The following is a 19,762-nucleotide window of genomic DNA, read 5'->3' as shown; positions in this document are numbered from 1 at the left end:
TCCCCTTAAGTAATCATCCGATGCCTTCTTGCAGTCCTCGCCACCCCGGCGCCTCACCTGGAGCGACCATGACCGTCACCTCACCCGCCCGCCCCGACGCGGGGGCGACGCCGCGACGTCGTCCACCCACCTGGCTCGTGCTCGTCGCGGCCTCGCTGCCGATGTTCATGGCCACCCTCGACAACCTGGTGATGACGAGCGCGCTGCCCGTCGTCAGCGCCGACCTGTCCGCCTCGGTCGGCCAGCTGCAGTGGTTCGTCAACGCGTACACGCTGACCTTCGCGACGTTCATGCTCACCGCGTCGAGCCTCGGCGACCGGCTCGGACGGCGACGCGTCTTCCTCGCCGGCATCGCGCTGTTCACCATCGCCTCCATCGGTGCGGCGCTGTCGAGCGGCCCCGAGCAGCTGATCGTCGCCCGCGCCCTGCAGGGTCTCGGCGCCGCGGCGCTGATGCCGCTGTCGCTGACGCTGCTGGCGGCCGCCGTGCCCGAGGCGCGCCGCGCCGCGGCCATCGGCGTCTGGGGCGCGGTGTCCGGCCTCGGCGTCGCGCTCGGCCCGGTCGTCGGCGGGGCCGTCGTCGACGGCATCTCGTGGCAGGCGATCTTCTGGCTCAACGTGCCCGTCGCCGTCGTGGCGCTGCCGCTCGCCCGTCTGGCCCTGGAGGAGTCCCACGGCGCGCGTCGTCGTCTCGACCTGCGCGGCACGGTGCTGCTCGGCGGAGCGGTGTTCCTCGGCGTCTGGGGCATCGTGCACGGCAACGACGACGGCTGGGGCTCGCCGCAGGTGCTGCTGCCGCTGGTGGCCGCCGCCGTCATGGTGCCGCTGTTCGTCCGGCACGCCTCGCATCGGGTCGACGCCGTGCTGCCGCTGCGGCTGTTCGCCTCGCGCGGGTTCAGCGTCGCCAACGTCGTGGGCCTGACCTTCACGCTCGGCATGTTCGGCGCCGTGTTCCTGCTGGCGCAGAACCTGCAGGTCGTCATGGGGTACTCGCCCTTCGAGGCGGGCCTGCGCACCCTGCCGTGGACCGCCGCACCGATGGTCGTCGCCCCGATCGCCGGGATGCTGGCGCCGCGCGTCGGCATCCGGGCGCTGCTCGTCACCGGCCTGGTGCTGCAGACCGGGTCGCTGGTCTGGATGGCGGCGCTGACGGAGTCCGCGAGCTCCTACGGCTCGCTGGTCCCCGCCTTCGTGATGGCCGGCGTGGGCATGGGCCTGACGTTCGCCCCCAGTGCGATCGCCGTGCTCGACCGGATCTCCGAGGACGACTTCGCGGTCGCCAGCTCGGCCAACGCCACGATCCGCGAGTTCGGCATCGCCCTCGGCGTCGCCCTGCTCACCGCGGTCTTCCTGGCGAAGGACGGCTCCTTCACGCCGACCGGCTACGACGGCGCGATCGGCCCGGCCCTCCTCGTCGGCGCGGCGTCCGTGGCCGTGGCCGCCGTCGCCGCCCTCTTCGCCCCCGGTCGCCCGAGGGTCCGCGGCTAGCCGACGACGACGACGTGCAGGGTGCGGGGGCCGTGGACGCCCTCCACCCGGTTCAGCTCGATGTCGCTGGTGGCGGACGGCCCGCTGATCCAGGTCTGCGGGCGGGACGGGTCGAGGGTCGCGACCGCGTCGGGGACGTCGGCCACCACCTGGTCGGCCCGCACCACGCACACGTGCAGGTCGGGGACGAGGGTCGCCACGCGGCGGCCCTCCCCCGGCCCGTGCGACAGCACGATCGTGCCGGTCACCGCGATGCCGCACGTGGCGCCGGTGACCACGGCGGCCACGTCGTCGAGCTCGGTGGACGTCAGGCCGTGGTCCTCCTCGGCTCCCTCGACGTGCCAGGGCAGACCGGGCGGGACGACGACGCGGGCGCCGTCGGGCAGCGCCTCGGCGATCCGGGCCTCCACCTCGTCGGCCGAGCAGCGCACGACGACGGCCTTGTAGTCCTCCACCCGCTCGACGAACAGGTCGACGTCGCCGACGGTGCCCTGGCGGTAGCCGCGCGGCACCGTCACCGGGGACGTGTCGGCCTGCGCGAGCGCGCTCCGCACGCGGCGCAGGACGTCGTCGCGGGCGCTCACGGGCGCGTCCCGCCGTCGGTGCGGCGCCACCAGTGCCGGAACGACTCGGCCGGCGGCGTGGGCATGTCGCGGGCGCCCGTCCACTTGCCGCCGGGGCCGGGCAGGTGGGAGAGCACGTGACGGCCGCCGCCGGCGCGCCGTCCCTTCGAGCCCTTGCGGTCGAAGAACCGTCCGGCCAGGCCCGACACCTGCTCGGCCGCGCCGAGACGGGCACCGGACGACAGCGTCATCGCGGCGCCCTTCATCGCGACCGCCTCCGCCTTCGGTACGCCGCCGCGGTGCGCGTCGACCACCTTGGCGCGCAGGTCGACCAGCACCGAGGGGATGTCGATGCGGACCGGGCAGGCGTCGAAGCACGCGCCGCACAGCGACGACGCGTACGGCAGCGAGTCGGTCTGCTCGTCCACGCCGACGCCCTTGAGCAGCGGGTTGAGGATCGCCCCGATGGGGCCGGGGTACACCGAGCCGTAGGCGTGGCCACCGGTGCGCTCGTAGACCGGGCACACGTTGAGGCACGCCGAGCACCGGATGCAGCGCAGCGCCTGACGGCCGACCTCGTCGGCCAGCGCACGCGTGCGTCCGTTGTCGAGCAGGACGACGTGCATCTCCTGCGGTCCGTCACCGGGGGTCACGCCGGACCAGGTGGACGTGTACGGGTTCATCCGCTCGCCGGTGGACGAGCGCGGCAGCAGCTGCAGGAACGCGTCGAGGTCGCTCCAGGTGGGCACCACCTTCTCGATGCCCACCACCGAGACCAGCACCTCGGGCAGCGTCAGGCACATGCGTCCGTTGCCCTCGGACTCCACCACGACCAGCGTGCCGGAGTCCGCGACGGCGAAGTTGGCGCCCGAGATCGCGACCTTGGCGCGCAGGAACTTCTCGCGCAGGTGCAGGCGCGCCGCCTCGGCCAGGCGGGCGGGCTCGTCGGACAGGTCGTCGGGTGCCGGTCGGCCCGCCCCGGCCATCTCGCGGCGGAAGATCTCGCGGATCTCGGCGCGGTTGCGGTGGATCGCGGGCACCAGGATGTGGCTGGGCAGGTCGTCGCCGAGCTGCACGATGAGCTCGGCGAGGTCGGTCTCCCAGGCGGCGATGCCCTCGGCCTCGAGGGCCTCGTTGAGCTCGATCTCCTGGGTGGCCATCGACTTGATCTTCACGACCTCGTCGACGCCGTGGCTCCGGGCGACCGACGCGACGATCGCGCACGCCTCGGCGGCGTCGTTGGCCCAGTGCACGGTCACGCCGTTGGCCGTGAGCCGCTCCTCGAGCAGCACGAGGTGCTCGTCGAGGTGCATCAGCGTGTTGTCCTTGATCGCCGCGCCGGCCAGGCGCAGCTCCTCCCAGTCGTCCACCTCGGCGACGACCTTGAGCCGCTTGTCGCGGATCGTCGACGTCGCGTGCGCGAGGTTGGCGCGCAGCTGGGTGTCGGCGAGGGCCTCGCGGGCCGCGGTCGGGAACGGCGGCATGCCGACGAACGTGTGGCTCATCAGCCGGCCCTCCGGGCGTCGACGGGGTGCGCGCCCGGGTCGGGCGTCGCGGGGTCGTCCTCGGTGGCCGCCAGGATCTCGGCCAGGTGCATCGTGCGGACGCGTGAGCGCTGCCGCGAGAGCAGGCCGCCCACGTGCATCAGGCACGAGTTGTCGCCCGCGACGAGCACCTCGGCGCCGGTGCCCTGCACCAGGCGCGCCTTGTCCGAGCCCATCGCCACCGACGTGTCGGCGTTCTTGACCGCGAACGTCCCGCCGAAGCCGCAGCACTGGTCGGCGCCGGGCAGCTCCACGAGCCGCAGCCCGCGCACCTTCGACAGCAGCTGCGTGGGACGGTCGCCGACGCCCAGCATCCGCAGCGAGTGGCACGTGGGGTGGTAGGTGACGGTGTGCGGGAAGTAGGCGCCCACGTCGGTCACGCCCAGCACGTCGACGAGGAACTCCGACAGCTCGTAGACCTTGGGCGACAGCTCGGCGACGGCCGCCTGGAGCGCGGGATCGCCCGAGCGGCGGGCGACGATCGAGTGCTGGTGACGGGCCGAGCCCGCGCAGGAGCCGGACGGCGTCACGATCGCGTCGTACCCGGCGAACGCGTCGGCGTAGCCGCGCACGACCGGCACGGCCTCGTCGAGGTAGCCGGTGTTGACCATCGGCTGGCCGCAGCAGGCCTGGCCGGCCGGGAAGTCGACGTCCACGCCGAGCCGGCGCAGCAGCCTCACGACCGCCTGCCCCGTGCCGGGGAACATCGCGTCGTTGATGCAGGTGACCATCAGGGCGACCCTCATGTGCGCTCCTCTCGTCGTCCGGCCAGTGTGGTCTCCAGCTCGTCCCAGTGCACACCCGTGCCCGCCGGCTCGTACCGGCGGAGGCGGTGGGTGGACGCGACGAGCGCCCGCATCGCGGCGAGGTCGGGCAGGTCGGCACCGAGCGTCCGGGCCTGGACCAGGACGTTGCCCAGCGCCGCGGCCTCGACCGGCCCGGCGAGCACGGGGACGCCGCACGCGTCGGCCGTCATCTGGCACAGCAGCGCGTTCTGCGACCCGCCGCCCACGACGTGCACGACCTCGACGTCGCGGCCGCTGAGCCGCGCGGCGAGCCGGACGTTGCGGCGGTACGCCAGTGCCAGGCTCTCCAGGACGCAGCGCACCACCGACCCGGGAGTCTCCGGAGGCGCCTGGCCGGACGCGCGGCACGCGTCGGCGATGCGCGCCGGCATGTCGCCGGGCGCGAGGAACGCGGGACCGTCGACGTCGACCACAGGACCGAACGCCGGCGCCGCCGCGGCCTGGTCGAGCAGCGCACCGAGGTCGTCGCGTCCCCAGGCCCGCAGCGTCTCGCTCAGCACCCACAGGCCCATCACGTTGCGCAGGAACCGGACGGTGCGGTCGACGCCGCCCTCGTTGGTGAAGTCGGCCTCGCGGGCGGCGTCGGTGAGCACCGGCGCGTCCAGCTCGATGCCGACGAGCGACCAGGTGCCCGACGAGATGAAGGCTGCGGGCACGGCCGGGTCGAGCGGCACGCCCACGACGGCCGACGCGGTGTCGTGCGAGCCCACGGCGACGACGGGGGTGGTCGCCGGCAGCCCGGTGGCCTCGGCCACCGACGGCAGCAGCGTGCCCACGACGTCGCCCGGCTCGACGAGCGGCGGCAGCACGCGCGGCGGCACCCCCACGGCCTCGGCCAGGTCGACCGCCCAGCGGCGGGTGGTCACGTCGAGCAGCTGCGTGGTGGACGCGTTGGTCGACTCCGCGACGGTCTCGCCGGTCAGCCACCGACCGAGCAGGTCGGGGACGAGCAGCAGGGTCCCGACGTCGTCGAACGACTCCTCGGTGGCCAGCTGGTAGATCGTGTTGAAGCCCAGCTGCTGCAGGCCGGTGGTGGCGTACAGCCGCTCCTCCCCCAGCTCCTTCGCCACCCGCTCCCGGACCCCGTCGGTGCGGGGGTCGCGGTGGCTGAACGGCTGCCCGAGCAGCTCGCCGTCGGAGTCGAGCAGGCCGTAGTCGACGGCCCACGAGTCGACGCCGACGGCGTCGACCAGGCCCGCGCGGCCGAGGCCGACGAGCACCTCGGACCACAGCCGCCCGACGTCCCAGTGCAGCGACCCGTCGTCGGCGGTGACCGGTCCGTTGGCGAAGCGGTGCACCTCGTCGAGCTCGAGCCGGCCGTCGCCGACGGTGCCGACCATGACGCGACCGCTGGTCGCGCCGAGGTCGACGGCCGCCAGCCGCAGGACGTCGGTCATCGTCAGCGCAGGAACGCCGCGGCCACGCCCGAGTCCACCGGCACGTGCAGGCCGGTGGTCTGGGTCAGGTCGGGGCCCACCAGGGCGTAGACGCCGTTGGCGACGTGCTCGGGCAGCACCTCGCGCTTGAGCAGCGTGCGCTGGGCGTAGAAGGCACCCAGGTCCTTCTCCTCCACGCCGTAGACGGCGGCGCGGTTGGCGCCCCAGCCGCCGGCGAAGATGCCCGAGCCGCGCACCACGCCGTCGGGGTTGATGCCGTTGACCTTGACGCCGTGCTCGCCCAGCTCGGCGGCCAGCAGCCGCACCTGGTGGGCCTGGTCGGCCTTCACCGCGGAGTACGCGATGTTGTTGGGCCCGGCGAAGACCGAGTTCTTGCTGGAGATGTAGACGATGTCGCCGCCGAGACCCTGCTCGATGAGCACCCTGGCCGCGGTGCGGGCGACGAGGAACGAGCCCTTGGCCATGACGGCGTGCTGCAGGTCCCAGTCCGCCACGGTGGTCTCGAGCAGCGACTTGCTGAGCGACAGCCCCGCGTTGTTGACGACGAGGTCGAGCCCGCCGAACGCGAGCAGCGTCTCCTCGACGGCCGCGCGCACCTGGTCCTCGTCGCTGACGTCGGCCTGCACGCCGACGGCGACGTCCGGGCCGCCGATCTCGGCTGCCGCGGCCTGCGCCTTGGCGAGGTCCAGGTCGGCGATCGCGACGACGGCGCCCTCGGCGGCGAGCTTGACCGCGATGGCCTTGCCGATGCCCGACGCGGCGCCCGTCACGAGCGCGATGCGCGTGGCGAGCGGCTTGGCCTGGGGCATCCGCTGCAGCTTGGCCTCCTCCAGCGCCCAGTACTCGATCCGGAACTTCTCCGACTCGTCGATGGGCGCGTACGTCGACAGGCCCTCCGCGCCGCGCATCACGTTGATCGCGTTGACGTAGAACTCGCCGGCGACCCGGGCGGTCTGCTTGTCCTTGCCGAAGCTGAACATGCCGACGCCGGGCACCAGCACGATCAGCGGGTCCGCGCCGCGCATCGCGGGGCTGTCGGGCGTCGCGTGCCGGTCGTAGTAGCCGGCGTAGTCCTCGCGGTACGCCGCGTGCAGCTCGCGCAGGCGCGCGATCGAGTCCTCGACGGACGCGTCCGCGGGCAGGTCGAGCACGAGCGGCTTGACCTTGGTGCGCAGGAAGTGGTCGGGGCAGGACGTGCCCAGCGCCGCCAGTCGGGGGTGCTCGGACGACGCCAGGAAATCGAGCACCACGTCCGAGTCGGTGAAGTGACCGACCATCGGCTTGTCCTGCGACGCGATCGAGCGCGCCGTCGCGACGAGCGCCGCGGCCTTGCTGCGGCGCTCGGCCTCGGGCAGCGCGGCGTAGCCGTCGAGCGCGGGGCCGAAGGGCTCGGCGCTGCTGTGCTCGGCGATGTACGCGGCGGCGGTGTCGATGATCCACAGCGACGCCTGCTCGGCCTGCTCGCTGGTGTCGCCCCAGGCGGTGATGCCGTGGCCGCCGAGGATGCAGCCGATCGCGTCGGGGTTCTTCGCCTTGATCTCGGCGATGTCGAGGCCGAGCTGGAAGCCCGGACGGCGCCAGTCGACCCACGCCACCTTGTCGCCGAAGATCGCCCGCGTCAGCTCGCGGCCGTCGGCGGCCGTCGCGATCGCGATGCCGGAGTCGGGGTGCAGGTGGTCGACGTGCGGCGCGTCCACCAGGCCGTGCATCGCGGTGTCGATCGACGGGGCGGCACCGCCCTTGCCGTGCAGGCAGTAGTCGAACGCGGCCACCATCTCGTCCTCCCGCTCGACGCCGGGGTAGACGTCGACGAGCGCGCGCAGGCGGTCCAGGCGGAGCACGGCCAGGCCGGACTCGGTCAGGGTGCCGAGGTCGCCGCCCGAGCCCTTGACCCAGAGCAGCTCGACGGGCTCGGAGGTCACCGGGTCGGTCTCGGTGCCCTTGGCCGACGTGTTGCCGCCGGCGTAGTTGGTGTTCTTGGGGTCGGCGCCGAGGCGGTTCGACCGCGCGATCAGCTCTGCGGGGGTGCTGGTCATGGGTTCAGTTCCATCCTGCCTGCGAGCCGCCGACGCGGTCCGCCTCGATCTGCTCCTGGTAGCCGCTCGCGAGGTAGGCCCGCATCGGGTCCGCGGGCACCCCGCGGCTCTCGCGCCACGCGGCGAGGTCGCCCCGGACGTCGGTGTAGAAGGCGTCGTTGAAGACGTCGTGCGCGCCGAGGACGTCGCCCTCGCGGCGGGCGACGTCGAGCGCCTCGGTGTCGAGCAGCAGCGCGCGGGCCGTCATCTCCTGGACGTTGAGCACCGAGCGGATCTGCCCGGGGATCTTCTTCTCGATGTTGTGGCACTGGTCGAGCATCAGCGCGACGTCGCTGCCCGGGCCGAAGCCGCCGCCGCGGATCACCTCGACGACGATGCGGAAGAGCTGGAACGGGTCGGCGGCACCGACGATGAGGTCGTCGTCGGCGTAGAAGCGGCTGTTGAAGTCGAACGAGCCGAGCCGGCCGAGGCGCAGCAGCTGCGCGACGATGAACTCGATGTTGGTGCCCGGCGCGTGGTGGCCGGTGTCGAGGCAGACCGTGGCCTTGGGGCCGAGCGCGCTCACCTGGACGTACGACGTGCCCCAGTCGGGGACGTCGGTGTGGTAGAACGCCGGCTCGAAGAACTTGTACTCGAGCACGAGGCGCTGGTCGTCGCCGAGGCGGTCGTAGATCGTGCGCAGGCTCTCGGCGAGCCAGTCCTGGCGGGCGCGGAAGTCGGCCTGGCCGGGGTAGTTCGAGCCGTCGGCGAGCCAGATCTTCAGGTCGCGCGAGCCGGTCTGGTCCATCACGTCGATGCAGTGCAGGTTGTGCTCGACGGCCTTGCGCCGGATGGCGGGGTCGGCGTTGGTCAGGCTGCCGAGCTTGTAGTCGTCGTCCTGGAACGTGTTGGAGTTGACGGTGCCGAGCGCGACGCCGTGGTCCTCGGCGTACCCGCGCAGGTCGTCGAAGTCGTCGACCTCGTCCCACGGGATGTGCAGGGCGACGGTCGGCGCCAGGCCGGTGAACCGGTGGACGGTCGCGGCGTCGGCGATCTTCTCGCGCACGTCGCGCGGGGTTCCGGGGCTGCCGAACACCTTGAAGCGGGTGCCGGAGTTCCCGTAGGCCCAGGACGGCACCTCGATGGCGAGGGCCTCGAGCCGGTGGCTGATCGAGTCGAAGGTGGTGGTCATCTCACATCACTTCTCGTGGGTGGAGCGCGATCTGGTCCTCCAGGTGGAAGACCTCCTCGAGCTGCAGGAAGCCGGTGTCGGGCGCGTCGTCCCCGAGGTCGACGAAGAGCTCGGCCATCTCGGCCTGCCACCGGGCGTTGACCTCGGTGGCGGCCATGCCGGCCTGCGCGGCCTCGAGCGACGGGGTCTCGAGGTAGCCGATCAGCAGGCCGTCGGGCCGCAGGAACAGGGAGTAGTTGTGCCAGCCGGTGGCCTCGAGCGCGTGGAGCATCTCGGGCCAGACGGCGGCGTGCCGCTGCTTGTACTCCTCGAGGCGGTCGGGCCTGACCTGCAGCTGGAAGCAGACGCGAGGCATGACGGACCGCCTTCGGGGAGGGGGAGGGCTGGGATGGAGGGGGTGGAGCGCGCCGGCCGGCGGCCGATGACCGCCGGCCGGCGCGAGAGGGGGTGCGACTCAGAAGTTGAAGTCGTCGATGTTGTCGGCGTTGAACACGGTGGGGTCGCCGAGCACGACCTCGCCGTCGGCCCCGACGGTGTACTCACCGAGGTCGCCGGCGGTGAACTTGTCACCCTCCTTGCCGGTGATGGTGCCGTCGACGAGCGCCTGCGCGGTGAAGGCGGCGAGGTAGCCGAGCTCCTCGGGGTTCCACAGCGCGAAGCCCTTGACGGTGCCGTCCTTGACGTACTCGCGCATCTGGTTCGGCGTGCCGAGGCCGGTCAGCTGGACCTTGCCCTTGAAGTCCGAGTCCGACAGGTAGCGCGCCGCCGCGGCGATGCCGACGGTGGTCGGCGAGACGATGCCCTTGAGGTCGGGGTTGGACTGCAGCAGGGCCGCGGTCTTGTCGAACGACTCCTGGTCGTCGTCGTTGCCGTAGACGGTGTCGACGAGCTCGATGTTCGGGTGGTTGGCCGCGAGGTCCTTCTTCATCAGCTCGATCCAGGTGTTCTGGTTCGTCGCGTTGGCCGCCGCCGAGAGGATGGCGATCTTGCCCGAGTCGCCGATCTGCTCGGAGATCAGGTCGACCTGCGCCTTGGCGATGCCCTCGGCCGTGGCCTGGTTCACGAAGGCGTCGCGGTACTGCGGCTCGGTGTCGGAGTCGAAGGTGACGACCTTGGTGCCGGCGCTGCGCGCCTCGTCGAGGGCGTCGCCGACGGCCTTGGGGTCGTTGGCCGAGAGCACGAGCGCCTTGATGCCCTGCTGCGCGACCGTGTTGATGTACTGCACCTGCGCGTCGGGCGTGGCCTCCTGCGGGCCGACCTCGTCGAACGTGCCGCCGAACTCCTCGACGGCCTTCTTGCCGCCGGCGTCCGAGGCCTCGAAGTAGGGGTTGCCGAGGTTCTTGGGCAGGAACGTCACCGTGGTGTCGCCGCCGCCACCGCCCGAGCCGGAGCCCGAGTCGTCGCTGCCGCCACCGCACGCGGTGAGGACCATGGCGGCGCTGAGCGTGAGCGCCGCGAGCGCGGTGACCCGCCTGGTGTGGATCTTCATGGAGTGTGCCTTCCCTGGGTACCGGCGCCAACCGCTGGCGCACGTGTGGGGCCTGCGGCCCGCCGGTTCGACCGGGAGCGCAGTCGTGAGACCGCCTCCAGGACGCTGGTGGACATCACCGAGGCCACGAGGAGCAGCCCGATGATGATGTTGATGACGTTGACCGTGACGCCCTGCAGGCGCAGGGCGCTCGCGATCACGCCGATGAGGAGCACCCCGGCGATCACGCCGGGGAGCTTGCCGCGTCCGCCGAAGATCGAGACGCCGCCGAGGAGCACCGCCGCGATCACCTGCAGCTCGAGCCCGGTGGCGTTGTCGCCGCGGGCGCTGCCGAAGCGGAGCGTGAAGAAGATGCCCGCGAACGCCGACACCAGGCCGGTGAGGACGAACACGACGAACTTGGAGCGCTGGACGTCGACGCCGGTGAAGCGCGCCGCCTCGTCGTTGAGCCCGATGTCGTAGATGCCGCGGCCGAACGAGGAGTACTGGAGCAGCAGGCCGAACACGACCCCGAGCACCACGATCGGGATCACGACGACGGGGACGCCGGTGGTGCCGATGGTGGCCTTGGCCAGGTCGGTCCACGTCTGGGGGAACTCGGTGACGGCGGTGGTGCCGAGCAGGCCGACGGCCAGGCCGCGGAACAGCGCGAGCGTGCCGATCGTCACCGCCAGCGAGGGCAGCCCGACGTAGGCGATCAGGAAGCCGTTGAACGCCCCGCACACCGCACCGGCGGCGAGCGCGACGACGGCCGCACCGACGAACGGCACGCCCGCCTGCGTCAGCACGCCGAGCAGGACGCTCGACAGGCCCACGACGCTCGCCACCGACAGGTCGATCTCGCCGGTGACGATGACCATCGTCATCGGCAGCGCGATCAGCAGGATCGGGGCGACGTCGAGCAGCAGGTAGGTGAGCGTCAGCGGCCCGTCGAAGAAGGGCACGTTGATGATCGAGTACAGGACGACGACCACCAGCAGGAAGATCACCGCGCTCTCGCGCGTGACCAGCAGGCGCTGCCACAGCGGGCGCGCGTGCTCGGGGTAGGTGCGGCTCATGACTCTTCCCTCGCCTCGGTGAGCTTGCGTGCGGTGCGGTTGGCCAGGACGCGGTCGAGCACGATCGCGCCGATGATCAGCGCGCCGACGACGGCCCGCTGCCAGAAGTCGGGGATCCCGACGATGGGCAGCGCGCGGTTGATGGTGACGAGCAGGAACGCGCCGATGGCCGCGCCCGAGACCGTGCCGCTGCCGCCGAAGATCGCGACGCCACCGATGACGACGGCGGCCACCGCCTGCAGCTCGATGCCGTTGCCGGCGCCCGAGCTGACGGTGCCGTAGCGGGCGGCGAACAGCACGCCCGCGAGCCCCGCCAGGGCGCCGCTGAGCGCGAAGGCCGCGAGCACCCGGCGCCGGACGTCCAGGCCGTACAGGACGGCGGCGTCGGGGTCGGAGCCGATCGCGTACATCTCGCGACCACCGCGGGTGGCGTACAGGTAGTAGCCGACGGCGGCGAGCACGACGAACGCGATGATCGTCAGCACCGGGATGCTGAGGACGGACCGGGTGCCGAGCCGCAGGAAGGACGCCGGCAGGTCGTCGGCGTTGATCCGGTCGCTGCCCGCCCAGGTGAGCACGACGCCTCGGTAGATGTAGAGGGTGCCGAGCGTGATGACGAGCGCGGGCACCCGTCCGAACGCGACGAGCACGCCGTTGACGAGCCCGAGCAGCATGCCGACGACGACGCCCGCGACGATCACCGCCACCACCGGCAGGCCGGTGTCGATGAACAGGCGGCCGGTCAGGTACGCCGTCAGCCCGAGCACCGAGCCGACCGACAGGTCGACGTTGCGGGTGATGACGACGACGGTCTGGCCCGCGGCGAGCAGCAGCAGGATCGACGGCGTCAGCAGCAGGTCGCGCCAGCTGTTGGAGCTGAACAGGAAGCTCGGCGTGACGACGGTGGCGGCCGCGACGACCAGCAGCAGCACGATCAGGATCGCGAGCTCGCGCGAGCGCAGCACCGTGGTGAGCACGCGGCGGGTCGACGACTGCCGGCTCGGCTCGACGAGGTGCTCGAGGGACTCGGGCACCGACGGGTCGGCGCCCTGCTGGGTCGCGCTCATCGCTGGGCCTCCAGGCTCGTGGTCGCGGCCCTCATGACGGTCTCGGGGGTGGCGTCGTCGCGGGCGATGTCGGCGGTGAGGCGGCCCTCGCAGACGACGAGGACGCGGTCGGCCATCCCGAGCACCTCGGGGAGCTCGGAGGAGATCATCAGGATCGCCAGGCCCTGCCCGGCGAGCTCGGACAGCAGCCGGTGCACCTCGGACTTGGTGCCGACGTCGATGCCGCGGGTGGGCTCGTCGATGATCAGCAGCCTGGGGTTCGTCGCCAGCCACTTGGCGATGACGACCTTCTGCTGGTTGCCGCCCGACATGGTCGCGGCGGTCATGTCGAGCGCGCCGGTCTTGACCTCGAGCCGCTGGGCCCACGGCCCGGCCGCCCTGCTCTCGGCACCCTCGGTGAGGATGCCGAGACGGGACAGGCCACCGCGGATCACGCCGGCGACGTTGCGCGCGACGGACGCGTCGGTGACCAGGCCCTGCTTGCGGCGGTCCTCGGGGATGAAGGCCATGCCGGCGTCGATCGCGGCCCGCGGGCTCCGCGGCGCGACGGGTGCGCCGTTCATCCTCACCGAGCCGGCGTCGTAGCCGTCGACGCCGAAGACGGCGCGGGCGATCTCGCTGCGGCCCGCGCCGACGAGCCCGGCCAGGCCGACGATCTCGCCCTCGCGGACCTCGAAGCTGACGTCGTGGAACTGGCCGACGGCGCTCAGCCCGTCGACGGACAGCACGACGTCGCCCACCTCGGCCGGGGTCTTGGGGAACAGGTCGCCGACCTCGCGGCCGACCATCAGCGCGACGATCTCGTCCTCGTTCGTCTCGGCGATCGACCTGGTGGCGACGTACTCGCCGTCACGCATCACGGTGACGACGTCGCACAGCGCGAAGACCTCGTCGAAGCGGTGCGAGATGAACACGAGCGCGCGGCCCTCGTCGCGCAGGCTGCGGGCGACGGCGAACAGCCGGTCGACCTCGACGCCCGACAGTGCGGCGGTGGGCTCGTCCATGATCAGCAGGCGCGCGTCGAGCGAGATGGCCTTGGCGATCTCGATGATCTGCTGGTCGGCGATCGACAGGCCCTGGGCGGGGCGGCGCGGGTCGAGCCCGACGCCCAGCCGGGTGAAAAGCGCCTCGGCCTCGGCGTACATCGCGGCGCGGTCGACGCGGCGTCCGCGGGTGAGCGGCTGGCGCCCCATGAAGATGTTCTCGGTGACCGAGAGGTCGGGGAAGAGCGTCGGCTCCTGGTAGATGACGGCGATCCCCGCGGACTTGGAGTCCGACGTCGACCCGAAGTCGACGTTGATGCCGTCGAGCAGGAAGTCGCCGGAGTCGCGGCGGTGGACGCCCGCCACCACCTTGATCAGCGTCGACTTGCCGGCCCCGTTCTCGCCGACGAGCGCGTGGATCGAGCCGGCGTCGACCGACAGGCTCGCCGAGCTCAGCGCGACCACGGGGCCGAAGGACTTGGCGACGTCGCGCAGCTCGAGCGTCGGCGTGCTCGACGGGCTCGTGCTCATGTCCACCTCCGGATTGAAACGTTACAATTCTTGGTGGACAGTATGTGATGGCGCACACAGCGTCAAGCGTTTCGGGGAAGTGAACGCAGATCGTGGGGGACGGGCACGACGTCGGCACCACCGTGACCGCGGTGCCCCTTACGCTGACCGGCGGAGCGACCGGAAGGGGACGCGGGTGCGCAGGAACGGGCACGCGGCGAGCGTGAAGGACGTGGCGGCTGCCGCGGGGGTCAGCCTCGGCACGGTGTCCAACGTCCTGAACCGCCCCGACCGCGTGAGCGACGCGACCCGCGAACGCGTCGAGGGCGCGATGGCCGACCTCGGCTTCGTGCGCAACGAGACCGCGCGGCAGCTCCGTGCAGGCAGCAGCCGGACGCTGGCCTACGTCATGCTCGACGCCGGCAACCCGTTCTTCACCGACGTCGCCGCCGCGATGGGCGACGCCGCCGAGGCGGCCGACCTGTCGCTGTTCCTGTGCAACACCAGCAACGACCCCCAGCGCGAGGCCGCCTACCTCGGGCGCCTGGAGCAGCAGCGGGTGCAGGGCGTGATGGTGACACCGGTCGATCCCGCGCACCCCCTGATCTCCGAGCTGCCGCGCCGCGGCACCCCGGTCGTCATCGTCGACCGCACCCGCGAGGCCGAGACGCACTGCTCGGTGGCGGTCGACGACGTCCTCGGCGGCGAGCTGGCCGCGCAGCACCTGCTCGACGCCGGCCACCGTCGCATCGGGTTCGTCGGGGGCCCGGCGGTCCTCGGGCAGGTGCGCGACCGGATCGCCGGCGTGCGCCGCGCCGTCGACCGGGCCGGCCTGTCACCGTCGGCGGTGCACGAGGTGGTCACCGCCGCGCTCACGGTCGACGAGGGCCGGCTCGCGCTCGACCGCATCGCGGCGGTCCCCCGCGCCGAGCGCCCCACGGCCGTCGTGTGCGCCAACGACCTGCTGGCGCTCGGCCTGCTGCAGAGGTGCGCCGGTCTGGGCGTCGACGTCCCCTCGGACCTGGCCATCGTCGGCTACGACGACATCGACTTCGCCGCGGCCGCCGTCGTCCCGCTCACCTCGGTGCGCCAGCCGCGGCACCTGATCGGCTCGACGGCCGCGGCGCTCGTCATCGACGAGGCCGACAACGACGACCACCGGCACGAGCACGTGCAGCTGCTGCCCGAGCTGGTGGTCCGGGCGTCGACCGGTCAGACGATGACGACGTAGAACCGCTTGCGGGTGGTCGCGGTGGTCACCTGGCCGTCGCTGAGGCGGGGGCTGACCACGAGGTGCTCGGGGGTGTTGGTGCCGGTCGGGGCGCACGCGACGATGGCCGCGACGGCGCAGCGGGTCGCGGTGATCTCGCCGGAGAACTCGGGGTTGGCGTCGGGGTTCAGCGAGCGTCCGTTCGTGATGGTGTCGCCGTTCTGGTCGATCTGGTTCTGCAGGGCGATGGTCGCGACGACCGCGTGGCCGGAGAGATCCTCGCCGGCATCGATGTAGACGTTGCCGACGGCACCGGCGGGAGTGCCCGGAGCGTCGTAGGCGCTGGCGATCGTGAAGCCGCCCGACTGCGCCTCGATCTGACCGGTGGCGTCGATGAGCACCCACCGCGCACCGGGCGCGTCCGACCCCGCCGGCCCCGGCGCACCGGTGGCGCCGGTGGCGCCCGTCGCACCCTTGGCGCCCGTGGCTCCCGTCGCACCGGGGCGACCACGCAGGCTGCGCTCGGAGGCGTCGCTGATGTCGCGCAGCTGGAGGGTGCCGTTCTTGACGTCCTTGCCCTCGATCGAGCTGTTCTTGATGTCCGCCCCGGTGATGAGCCGGGCGGCGGTCGCGCCGCCGCCCACCGAGAGGACGACGGTGGTCACACAGGCGAGGACGAGGAGCGTGCGCGGTCCAGCGGACTCGCGGAGGCTGCGGAGCAGACGAGAGATCATGGTCGGATCGTGGCGGATCTCCCCCGTCTGGCGCAGTCGATCAGCCATTCTGACCAGAAGTCGGCGCGTGTCGGAACCGACGCACCTTCGTTCGGCGTCGTGCCCGGGGGCGTCCGACGATGGAACCAATGACGTCCATCGCCGACGACCTCGACACGAGGTTCGACCAGACGCCGGAGCCCGACGCCCCCCTCGGGGAGCGGGTCCGGACCCGGTTGGTCGAGCTGGTGGACGAGCGTGCGCAGATGCTGCTGGACGTCAGCCCCGACCTGGCGCCCGTGGTCGACGCCGCCCGCGACCTCGTCGCCCGCGGCAAGCGGGTGCGGGCGAGCTTCTGCTACTGGGGCTGGCGCGGGGCCGGCGAGCCCGACTCCGACGTCGCCGTCCGCGCCGCCGCCTCGCTCGAGCTCTTCCACGCCGCGGCGCTCGTCCACGACGACCTGATGGACCGCAGCGACACCCGTCGCGGGATGCCGAGCACGCACCTGCGCTTCGCCGACCAGCACCGCGACGGGGCGATGGACGGCGACCCCGTCCAGTTCGGTGACGGCGCGGCGCTGCTCGTCGGCGACCTGCTGCTCAGCTGGTCCGACGAGATGCTCGCCGACTGCGGCGCCTCGCCCGCGGCCGTCCGGCGTGCGCGCCGCGTCTACGCGCAGATGCGGACCCAGGTGATGGGCGGGCAGTACCTCGACGTCCTCGAGCAGGCCCGACCCGGCGTCCGTGCGGACGCGTCCGCCACCGTGCTGCGCTACAAGAGCGCCAAGTACAGCGTCGAGCACCCGCTCGTGCTCGGTGGTGCGCTGGCCGGGGCGCCCCGCGAGCTGCTCGACGGCTACGCCGCGTTCGGGCTCCCGGTGGGTGAGGCGTTCCAGCTGCGCGACGACCTGCTCGGCGTGTTCGGCGACCCCGCCACCACCGGCAAGCCCGTGGGCGACGACCTCCGCGAGGGCAAGAAGACGCTGCTCGTCGCGATCGCCCGCGAGCGGGCCGGGCTCCAGCAGCGCGCCCACCTCGACGGCCTCCTCGGCGACCCCGACCTCGACGACGACGGCCGCTCGGTGCTGGCCCGCGTCCTCGTCGACACCGGGGCGGTGGACGAGGTGGAGGCGCGGATCGACGCGCTCGTCGCCGAGGCCGAGACCCACCTGCACGCCCTCCAGCTTCCCGACGACGCCCACCTGGTGCTCGCCGACCTCGCCGTCACCTCGACCCGGAGAACCGCCTGATGCGCACCGTCAAGGGCCCCACCGACCACGTCGTCGTCGTCGGGGCGGGGTTGGGCGGGCTCTCGGCCGCGCTGCGCCTCGCCGGTGCCGGACGCGAGGTCACCGTCATCGAGCGCGAGGACGAGCCAGGTGGACGCGCGGGCGTCGTCCGCGCCGACGGCTACACCTTCGACACCGGCCCGACCGTGCTGACGATGCCCGACCTGATCCGCGACGCGTTCGACTGCGTCGGCGAGGACATGGACGCCTGGCTCGACCTCGAGCCCGTCGCCCCGCTGTACCGGGCGACGTACGCCGACGGCTCCAGGCTCGACGTGCACGCCGACCCCGACCAGATGGCCCAGGAGATCGCCGAGGTCTGCGGCCCCGAGGACGCGAAGGGGTACCGCGACTTCGTGGACTTCGTGTCGAAGGTCTACCGCTACGAGATGCGCGACTTCATCGACACCAACATGGACAGCCCGCTGTCCGTGCTGGGCCCGAACCTGGCCCGGCTCGCGGCCGTCGGCGGGTTCCGGAAGATGGCGCCCAAGGTCGCGCAGTACCTCAAGGACGAGCGGCTGCAGAAGGTCTACAGCTTCCAGGCGATGTACGCGGGCCTGTCGCCGTACGACGCGCTCGCGATCTACAGCGTGATCGCCTACATGGACTCGGTGGCCGGCGTGTTCTTCGCCAAGGGCGGCATGAACGCCGTGCCGCGCGCGCTCGCCGGAGCGGCCGAGAAGCACGGCGTCACGTTCAGGTACGGCACCACCGTCGACCGCGTCGAGCTGCAGGGGCGCCGCGCCGTCGCCGTGCACACCGCCGACGGCGAGCGCATCGCGTGCGACGCCGTCGTGCTCAACCCCGACCTCCCGGTGGCGTACCGCGACCTGCTCGGCCAGACGCCGCGCCGCGTCAAGCGGCTCAGCTACTCGCCGTCGTGCTTCCTGATGCTCGCCGGCTCGAGCGCCGACTACTCCCCCGGTGCCCTGCACAACATCTCGTTCGGGCACTCCTGGGAGGGCGTGTTCGACGAGCTGATCGACCAGCGGACGGTGATGTCCGACCCGTCGCTGCTCGTCACCGTGCCGACGCACATGGATCCCTCGCTCGCCCCGGCCGGCAAGCACAGCTACTACGTCCTGTTCCCGACGCCCAACCTCGACGCCGACATCGACTGGACCGAGTTCGGCCCGCGGTACCGCGACCAGGTGGTGCGCACGCTGGAGCAGCGCGGCTACCCCGGCTTCGGCGACGCGATCGAGGTCGAGCACGTGACGACTCCGCTCGACTGGGAGCGCCAGGGCATGGAGCGCGGCGCGCCGTTCGCCGCCGCGCACTCGTTCGGGCAGACCGGACCGTTCCGTCCGCGCAACATCTGGGGCGACAACGTCGTGTTCACCGGGTCGGGCACCACGCCCGGCGTCGGCGTGCCGATGGTGCTGATCTCGGGCCGGCTGGCCGCCGAGCGCATCACCGGCCCGCAGCCGGGCTACCAGTCACGGACCTGGCGATGAGCACCCGCGAGCTCGACGCGGCCGGCATCACCGACCCCGCGCTGCGGGCGTCGTACGAGACGTGCCGCCGGCTCAACGCCGAGCACGGCCGCACCTACTACCTCGCGACGCTCCTGCTGCCCCCGCACAAGCGTCCGCACGTGCACGCGCTGTACGGCTTCGCGCGGTACGCCGACGACTTCGTCGACTCGCTCGAGGCGCCCGACCCCGACCGGCTCGTCAGCTGGGGCGCGGAGTTCCTGGACGCGCTGCGCCACGGCGGCTCCCGCGACCCCGTTGCGGCCGCGGCCGGCCACACCATGCACCGGTACGACATCCCCGTCGCCCACGTCGAGGCGTTCCTGGCCTCGATGCGCCAGGACATCACCGTCACGCGCTACCGGACGTACGACGACCTGCGCGCGTACATGTACGGCTCGGCCGCGGTGATCGGGCTGCAGATGACGCCCGTGCTCGGCGTGCTGACGCCGGAGGCGTACCCGCGGGCCCGGACGCTCGGCGAGGCGTTCCAGCTGACGAACTTCATCCGCGACGTCGCCGAGGACCTCGTCCGCGGACGGGTGTACCTGCCGATGGAGGACCTCGACGCGTTCGGCGTCACGCCCGACGACCTGCGACCCGGTCCGGTGTCGGACGGCGTCCGCGCGCTCGTCCGGCACGAGGTGGCGCGCGCCCGCTCGCTGTACGCCGAGGCCGAGCCCGGCATCGACATGCTCGAGCCGACGAGCCGCGACTGCGTGCGCACCGCGTTCACGCTGTACGGCGGCATCCTCGACGCGGTCGAGCGCGCCGACCACGACGTGCTCAACCAGCGCGTGGCGGTGTCGCTGCCCCGTCGGCTGCGGACCGCGCTGCCGCGTCTCGCCGCTGCCCGACGAGCCCGCCGACGGGAGTCTCCTCGCGCTGCACGCCGCGGCGGCCCCAGAACACCCACCAGATCATCGACTGGGTGACCAGGGCGTAGCCGAAGAGGAAGTCC

The 19,762-nt window shown here is 72.4% G+C and carries 17 protein-coding genes; 5 read left to right on the top strand and 12 right to left on the bottom strand.

The window, feature by feature from the left end:
- The first annotated feature begins 68 nt into the window (after nucleotides 1-68).
- The gene (locus ACI6PP_RS05535; protein ID WP_421109817.1) at nucleotides 69-1,487 is read left to right on the top strand and encodes an MFS transporter; all 1,419 of its coding nucleotides are present in this window, start codon (nucleotides 69-71) and stop codon (nucleotides 1,485-1,487) included.
- Here the strand turns inward: ACI6PP_RS05535 and ACI6PP_RS05530 are convergent.
- The 11 genes from ACI6PP_RS05530 to ACI6PP_RS05480 form a co-directional block, all read right to left on the bottom strand.
- On the bottom strand, nucleotides 1,484-2,071 hold the full coding sequence (locus ACI6PP_RS05530) for a LutC/YkgG family protein (protein ID WP_421109816.1): 588 nt from the start codon (nucleotides 2,069-2,071) through the stop codon (nucleotides 1,484-1,486). The two genes, ACI6PP_RS05535 and ACI6PP_RS05530, sit on opposite strands and share 4 nt — an antisense overlap.
- The gene (locus tag ACI6PP_RS05525) at nucleotides 2,068-3,555 is read right to left on the bottom strand and encodes a lactate utilization protein B (RefSeq protein WP_421109815.1); all 1,488 of its coding nucleotides are present in this window, start codon (nucleotides 3,553-3,555) and stop codon (nucleotides 2,068-2,070) included. The genes ACI6PP_RS05530 and ACI6PP_RS05525 overlap by 4 nt, the downstream gene beginning before the upstream one ends.
- Nucleotides 3,555-4,340 carry a (Fe-S)-binding protein gene (locus ACI6PP_RS05520; protein WP_421109813.1) on the bottom strand — a complete coding sequence of 262 codons (786 nt, stop codon included), beginning with the start codon at nucleotides 4,338-4,340 and terminating at the stop codon, nucleotides 3,555-3,557. Before ACI6PP_RS05520 ends, ACI6PP_RS05525 begins: the two co-directional genes overlap by 1 nt.
- Entirely contained in the window at nucleotides 4,337-5,797 is a 1,461-nt protein-coding gene (locus ACI6PP_RS05515; RefSeq protein ID WP_421109811.1) for a rhamnulokinase, read from the bottom strand. The genes ACI6PP_RS05520 and ACI6PP_RS05515 overlap by 4 nt, the downstream gene beginning before the upstream one ends.
- Before the next feature lie 2 nt (nucleotides 5,798-5,799).
- The gene (locus tag ACI6PP_RS05510) at nucleotides 5,800-7,833 is read right to left on the bottom strand and encodes a bifunctional aldolase/short-chain dehydrogenase (protein WP_421109809.1); all 2,034 of its coding nucleotides are present in this window, start codon (nucleotides 7,831-7,833) and stop codon (nucleotides 5,800-5,802) included.
- Between the two features lie 4 nt (nucleotides 7,834-7,837).
- Entirely contained in the window at nucleotides 7,838-9,004 is a 1,167-nt protein-coding gene (rhaI, locus tag ACI6PP_RS05505; protein ID WP_421109808.1) for an L-rhamnose isomerase, read from the bottom strand.
- A gap of 1 nt (nucleotide 9,005) precedes the next feature.
- Complete coding sequence (locus ACI6PP_RS05500) at nucleotides 9,006-9,359, bottom strand: L-rhamnose mutarotase (RefSeq protein ID WP_421109806.1); 354 nt, start codon at nucleotides 9,357-9,359, stop codon at nucleotides 9,006-9,008.
- 99 nt (nucleotides 9,360-9,458) lie between these two features.
- Nucleotides 9,459-10,493: a rhamnose ABC transporter substrate-binding protein gene (rhaS, locus tag ACI6PP_RS05495; protein WP_421109805.1), complete on the bottom strand. Its 1,035-nt coding sequence runs from the start codon at nucleotides 10,491-10,493 to the stop codon at nucleotides 9,459-9,461.
- Nucleotides 10,490-11,551 carry an ABC transporter permease gene (locus ACI6PP_RS05490; protein WP_421109803.1) on the bottom strand — a complete coding sequence of 354 codons (1,062 nt, stop codon included), beginning with the start codon at nucleotides 11,549-11,551 and terminating at the stop codon, nucleotides 10,490-10,492. The genes rhaS and ACI6PP_RS05490 overlap by 4 nt, the downstream gene beginning before the upstream one ends.
- Entirely contained in the window at nucleotides 11,548-12,618 is a 1,071-nt protein-coding gene (locus ACI6PP_RS05485) for an ABC transporter permease (protein WP_421109801.1), read from the bottom strand. The genes ACI6PP_RS05490 and ACI6PP_RS05485 overlap by 4 nt, the downstream gene beginning before the upstream one ends.
- On the bottom strand, nucleotides 12,615-14,132 hold the full coding sequence (locus ACI6PP_RS05480; protein WP_421109800.1) for a sugar ABC transporter ATP-binding protein: 1,518 nt from the start codon (nucleotides 14,130-14,132) through the stop codon (nucleotides 12,615-12,617). The genes ACI6PP_RS05485 and ACI6PP_RS05480 overlap by 4 nt, the downstream gene beginning before the upstream one ends.
- Nucleotides 14,133-14,307: 175 nt before the next feature.
- Between ACI6PP_RS05480 and ACI6PP_RS05475 the strand changes: the two genes are divergently transcribed.
- Entirely contained in the window at nucleotides 14,308-15,342 is a 1,035-nt protein-coding gene (locus ACI6PP_RS05475) for a LacI family DNA-binding transcriptional regulator (protein ID WP_421109798.1), read from the top strand.
- Here ACI6PP_RS05475 and ACI6PP_RS05470 read toward each other — a convergent pair.
- Nucleotides 15,324-16,055 carry a hypothetical protein gene (locus tag ACI6PP_RS05470; RefSeq protein WP_421109797.1) on the bottom strand — a complete coding sequence of 244 codons (732 nt, stop codon included), beginning with the start codon at nucleotides 16,053-16,055 and terminating at the stop codon, nucleotides 15,324-15,326. The genes ACI6PP_RS05475 and ACI6PP_RS05470 overlap by 19 nt on opposite strands.
- Nucleotides 16,056-16,183: 128 nt before the next feature.
- Between ACI6PP_RS05470 and ACI6PP_RS05465 the strand changes: the two genes are divergently transcribed.
- From ACI6PP_RS05465 to ACI6PP_RS05455, 3 genes are read left to right on the top strand one after another with little or no spacing between them, the layout of a single operon-like run.
- On the top strand, nucleotides 16,184-17,284 hold the full coding sequence (locus ACI6PP_RS05465) for a polyprenyl synthetase family protein (protein ID WP_421109795.1): 1,101 nt from the start codon (nucleotides 16,184-16,186) through the stop codon (nucleotides 17,282-17,284).
- Complete coding sequence (gene crtI / locus ACI6PP_RS05460; RefSeq protein WP_421109793.1) at nucleotides 17,284-18,783, top strand: phytoene desaturase family protein; 1,500 nt, start codon at nucleotides 17,284-17,286, stop codon at nucleotides 18,781-18,783. The genes ACI6PP_RS05465 and crtI overlap by 1 nt, the downstream gene beginning before the upstream one ends.
- Nucleotides 18,780-19,736: a phytoene/squalene synthase family protein gene (locus ACI6PP_RS05455; RefSeq protein ID WP_421109792.1), complete on the top strand. Its 957-nt coding sequence runs from the start codon at nucleotides 18,780-18,782 to the stop codon at nucleotides 19,734-19,736. Before crtI ends, ACI6PP_RS05455 begins: the two co-directional genes overlap by 4 nt.
- Nucleotides 19,737-19,762: the final 26 nt, after the last annotated feature.

The organism is Solicola agrisoli, assembly GCF_049059935.1.
In the GTDB taxonomy this organism is placed as follows: domain Bacteria; phylum Actinomycetota; class Actinomycetes; order Propionibacteriales; family Nocardioidaceae; genus JAURVT01.
The sequence above is the reverse complement of the archived record's forward strand: the minus strand, read 5'-3'. Positions and strand labels throughout refer to the sequence as shown.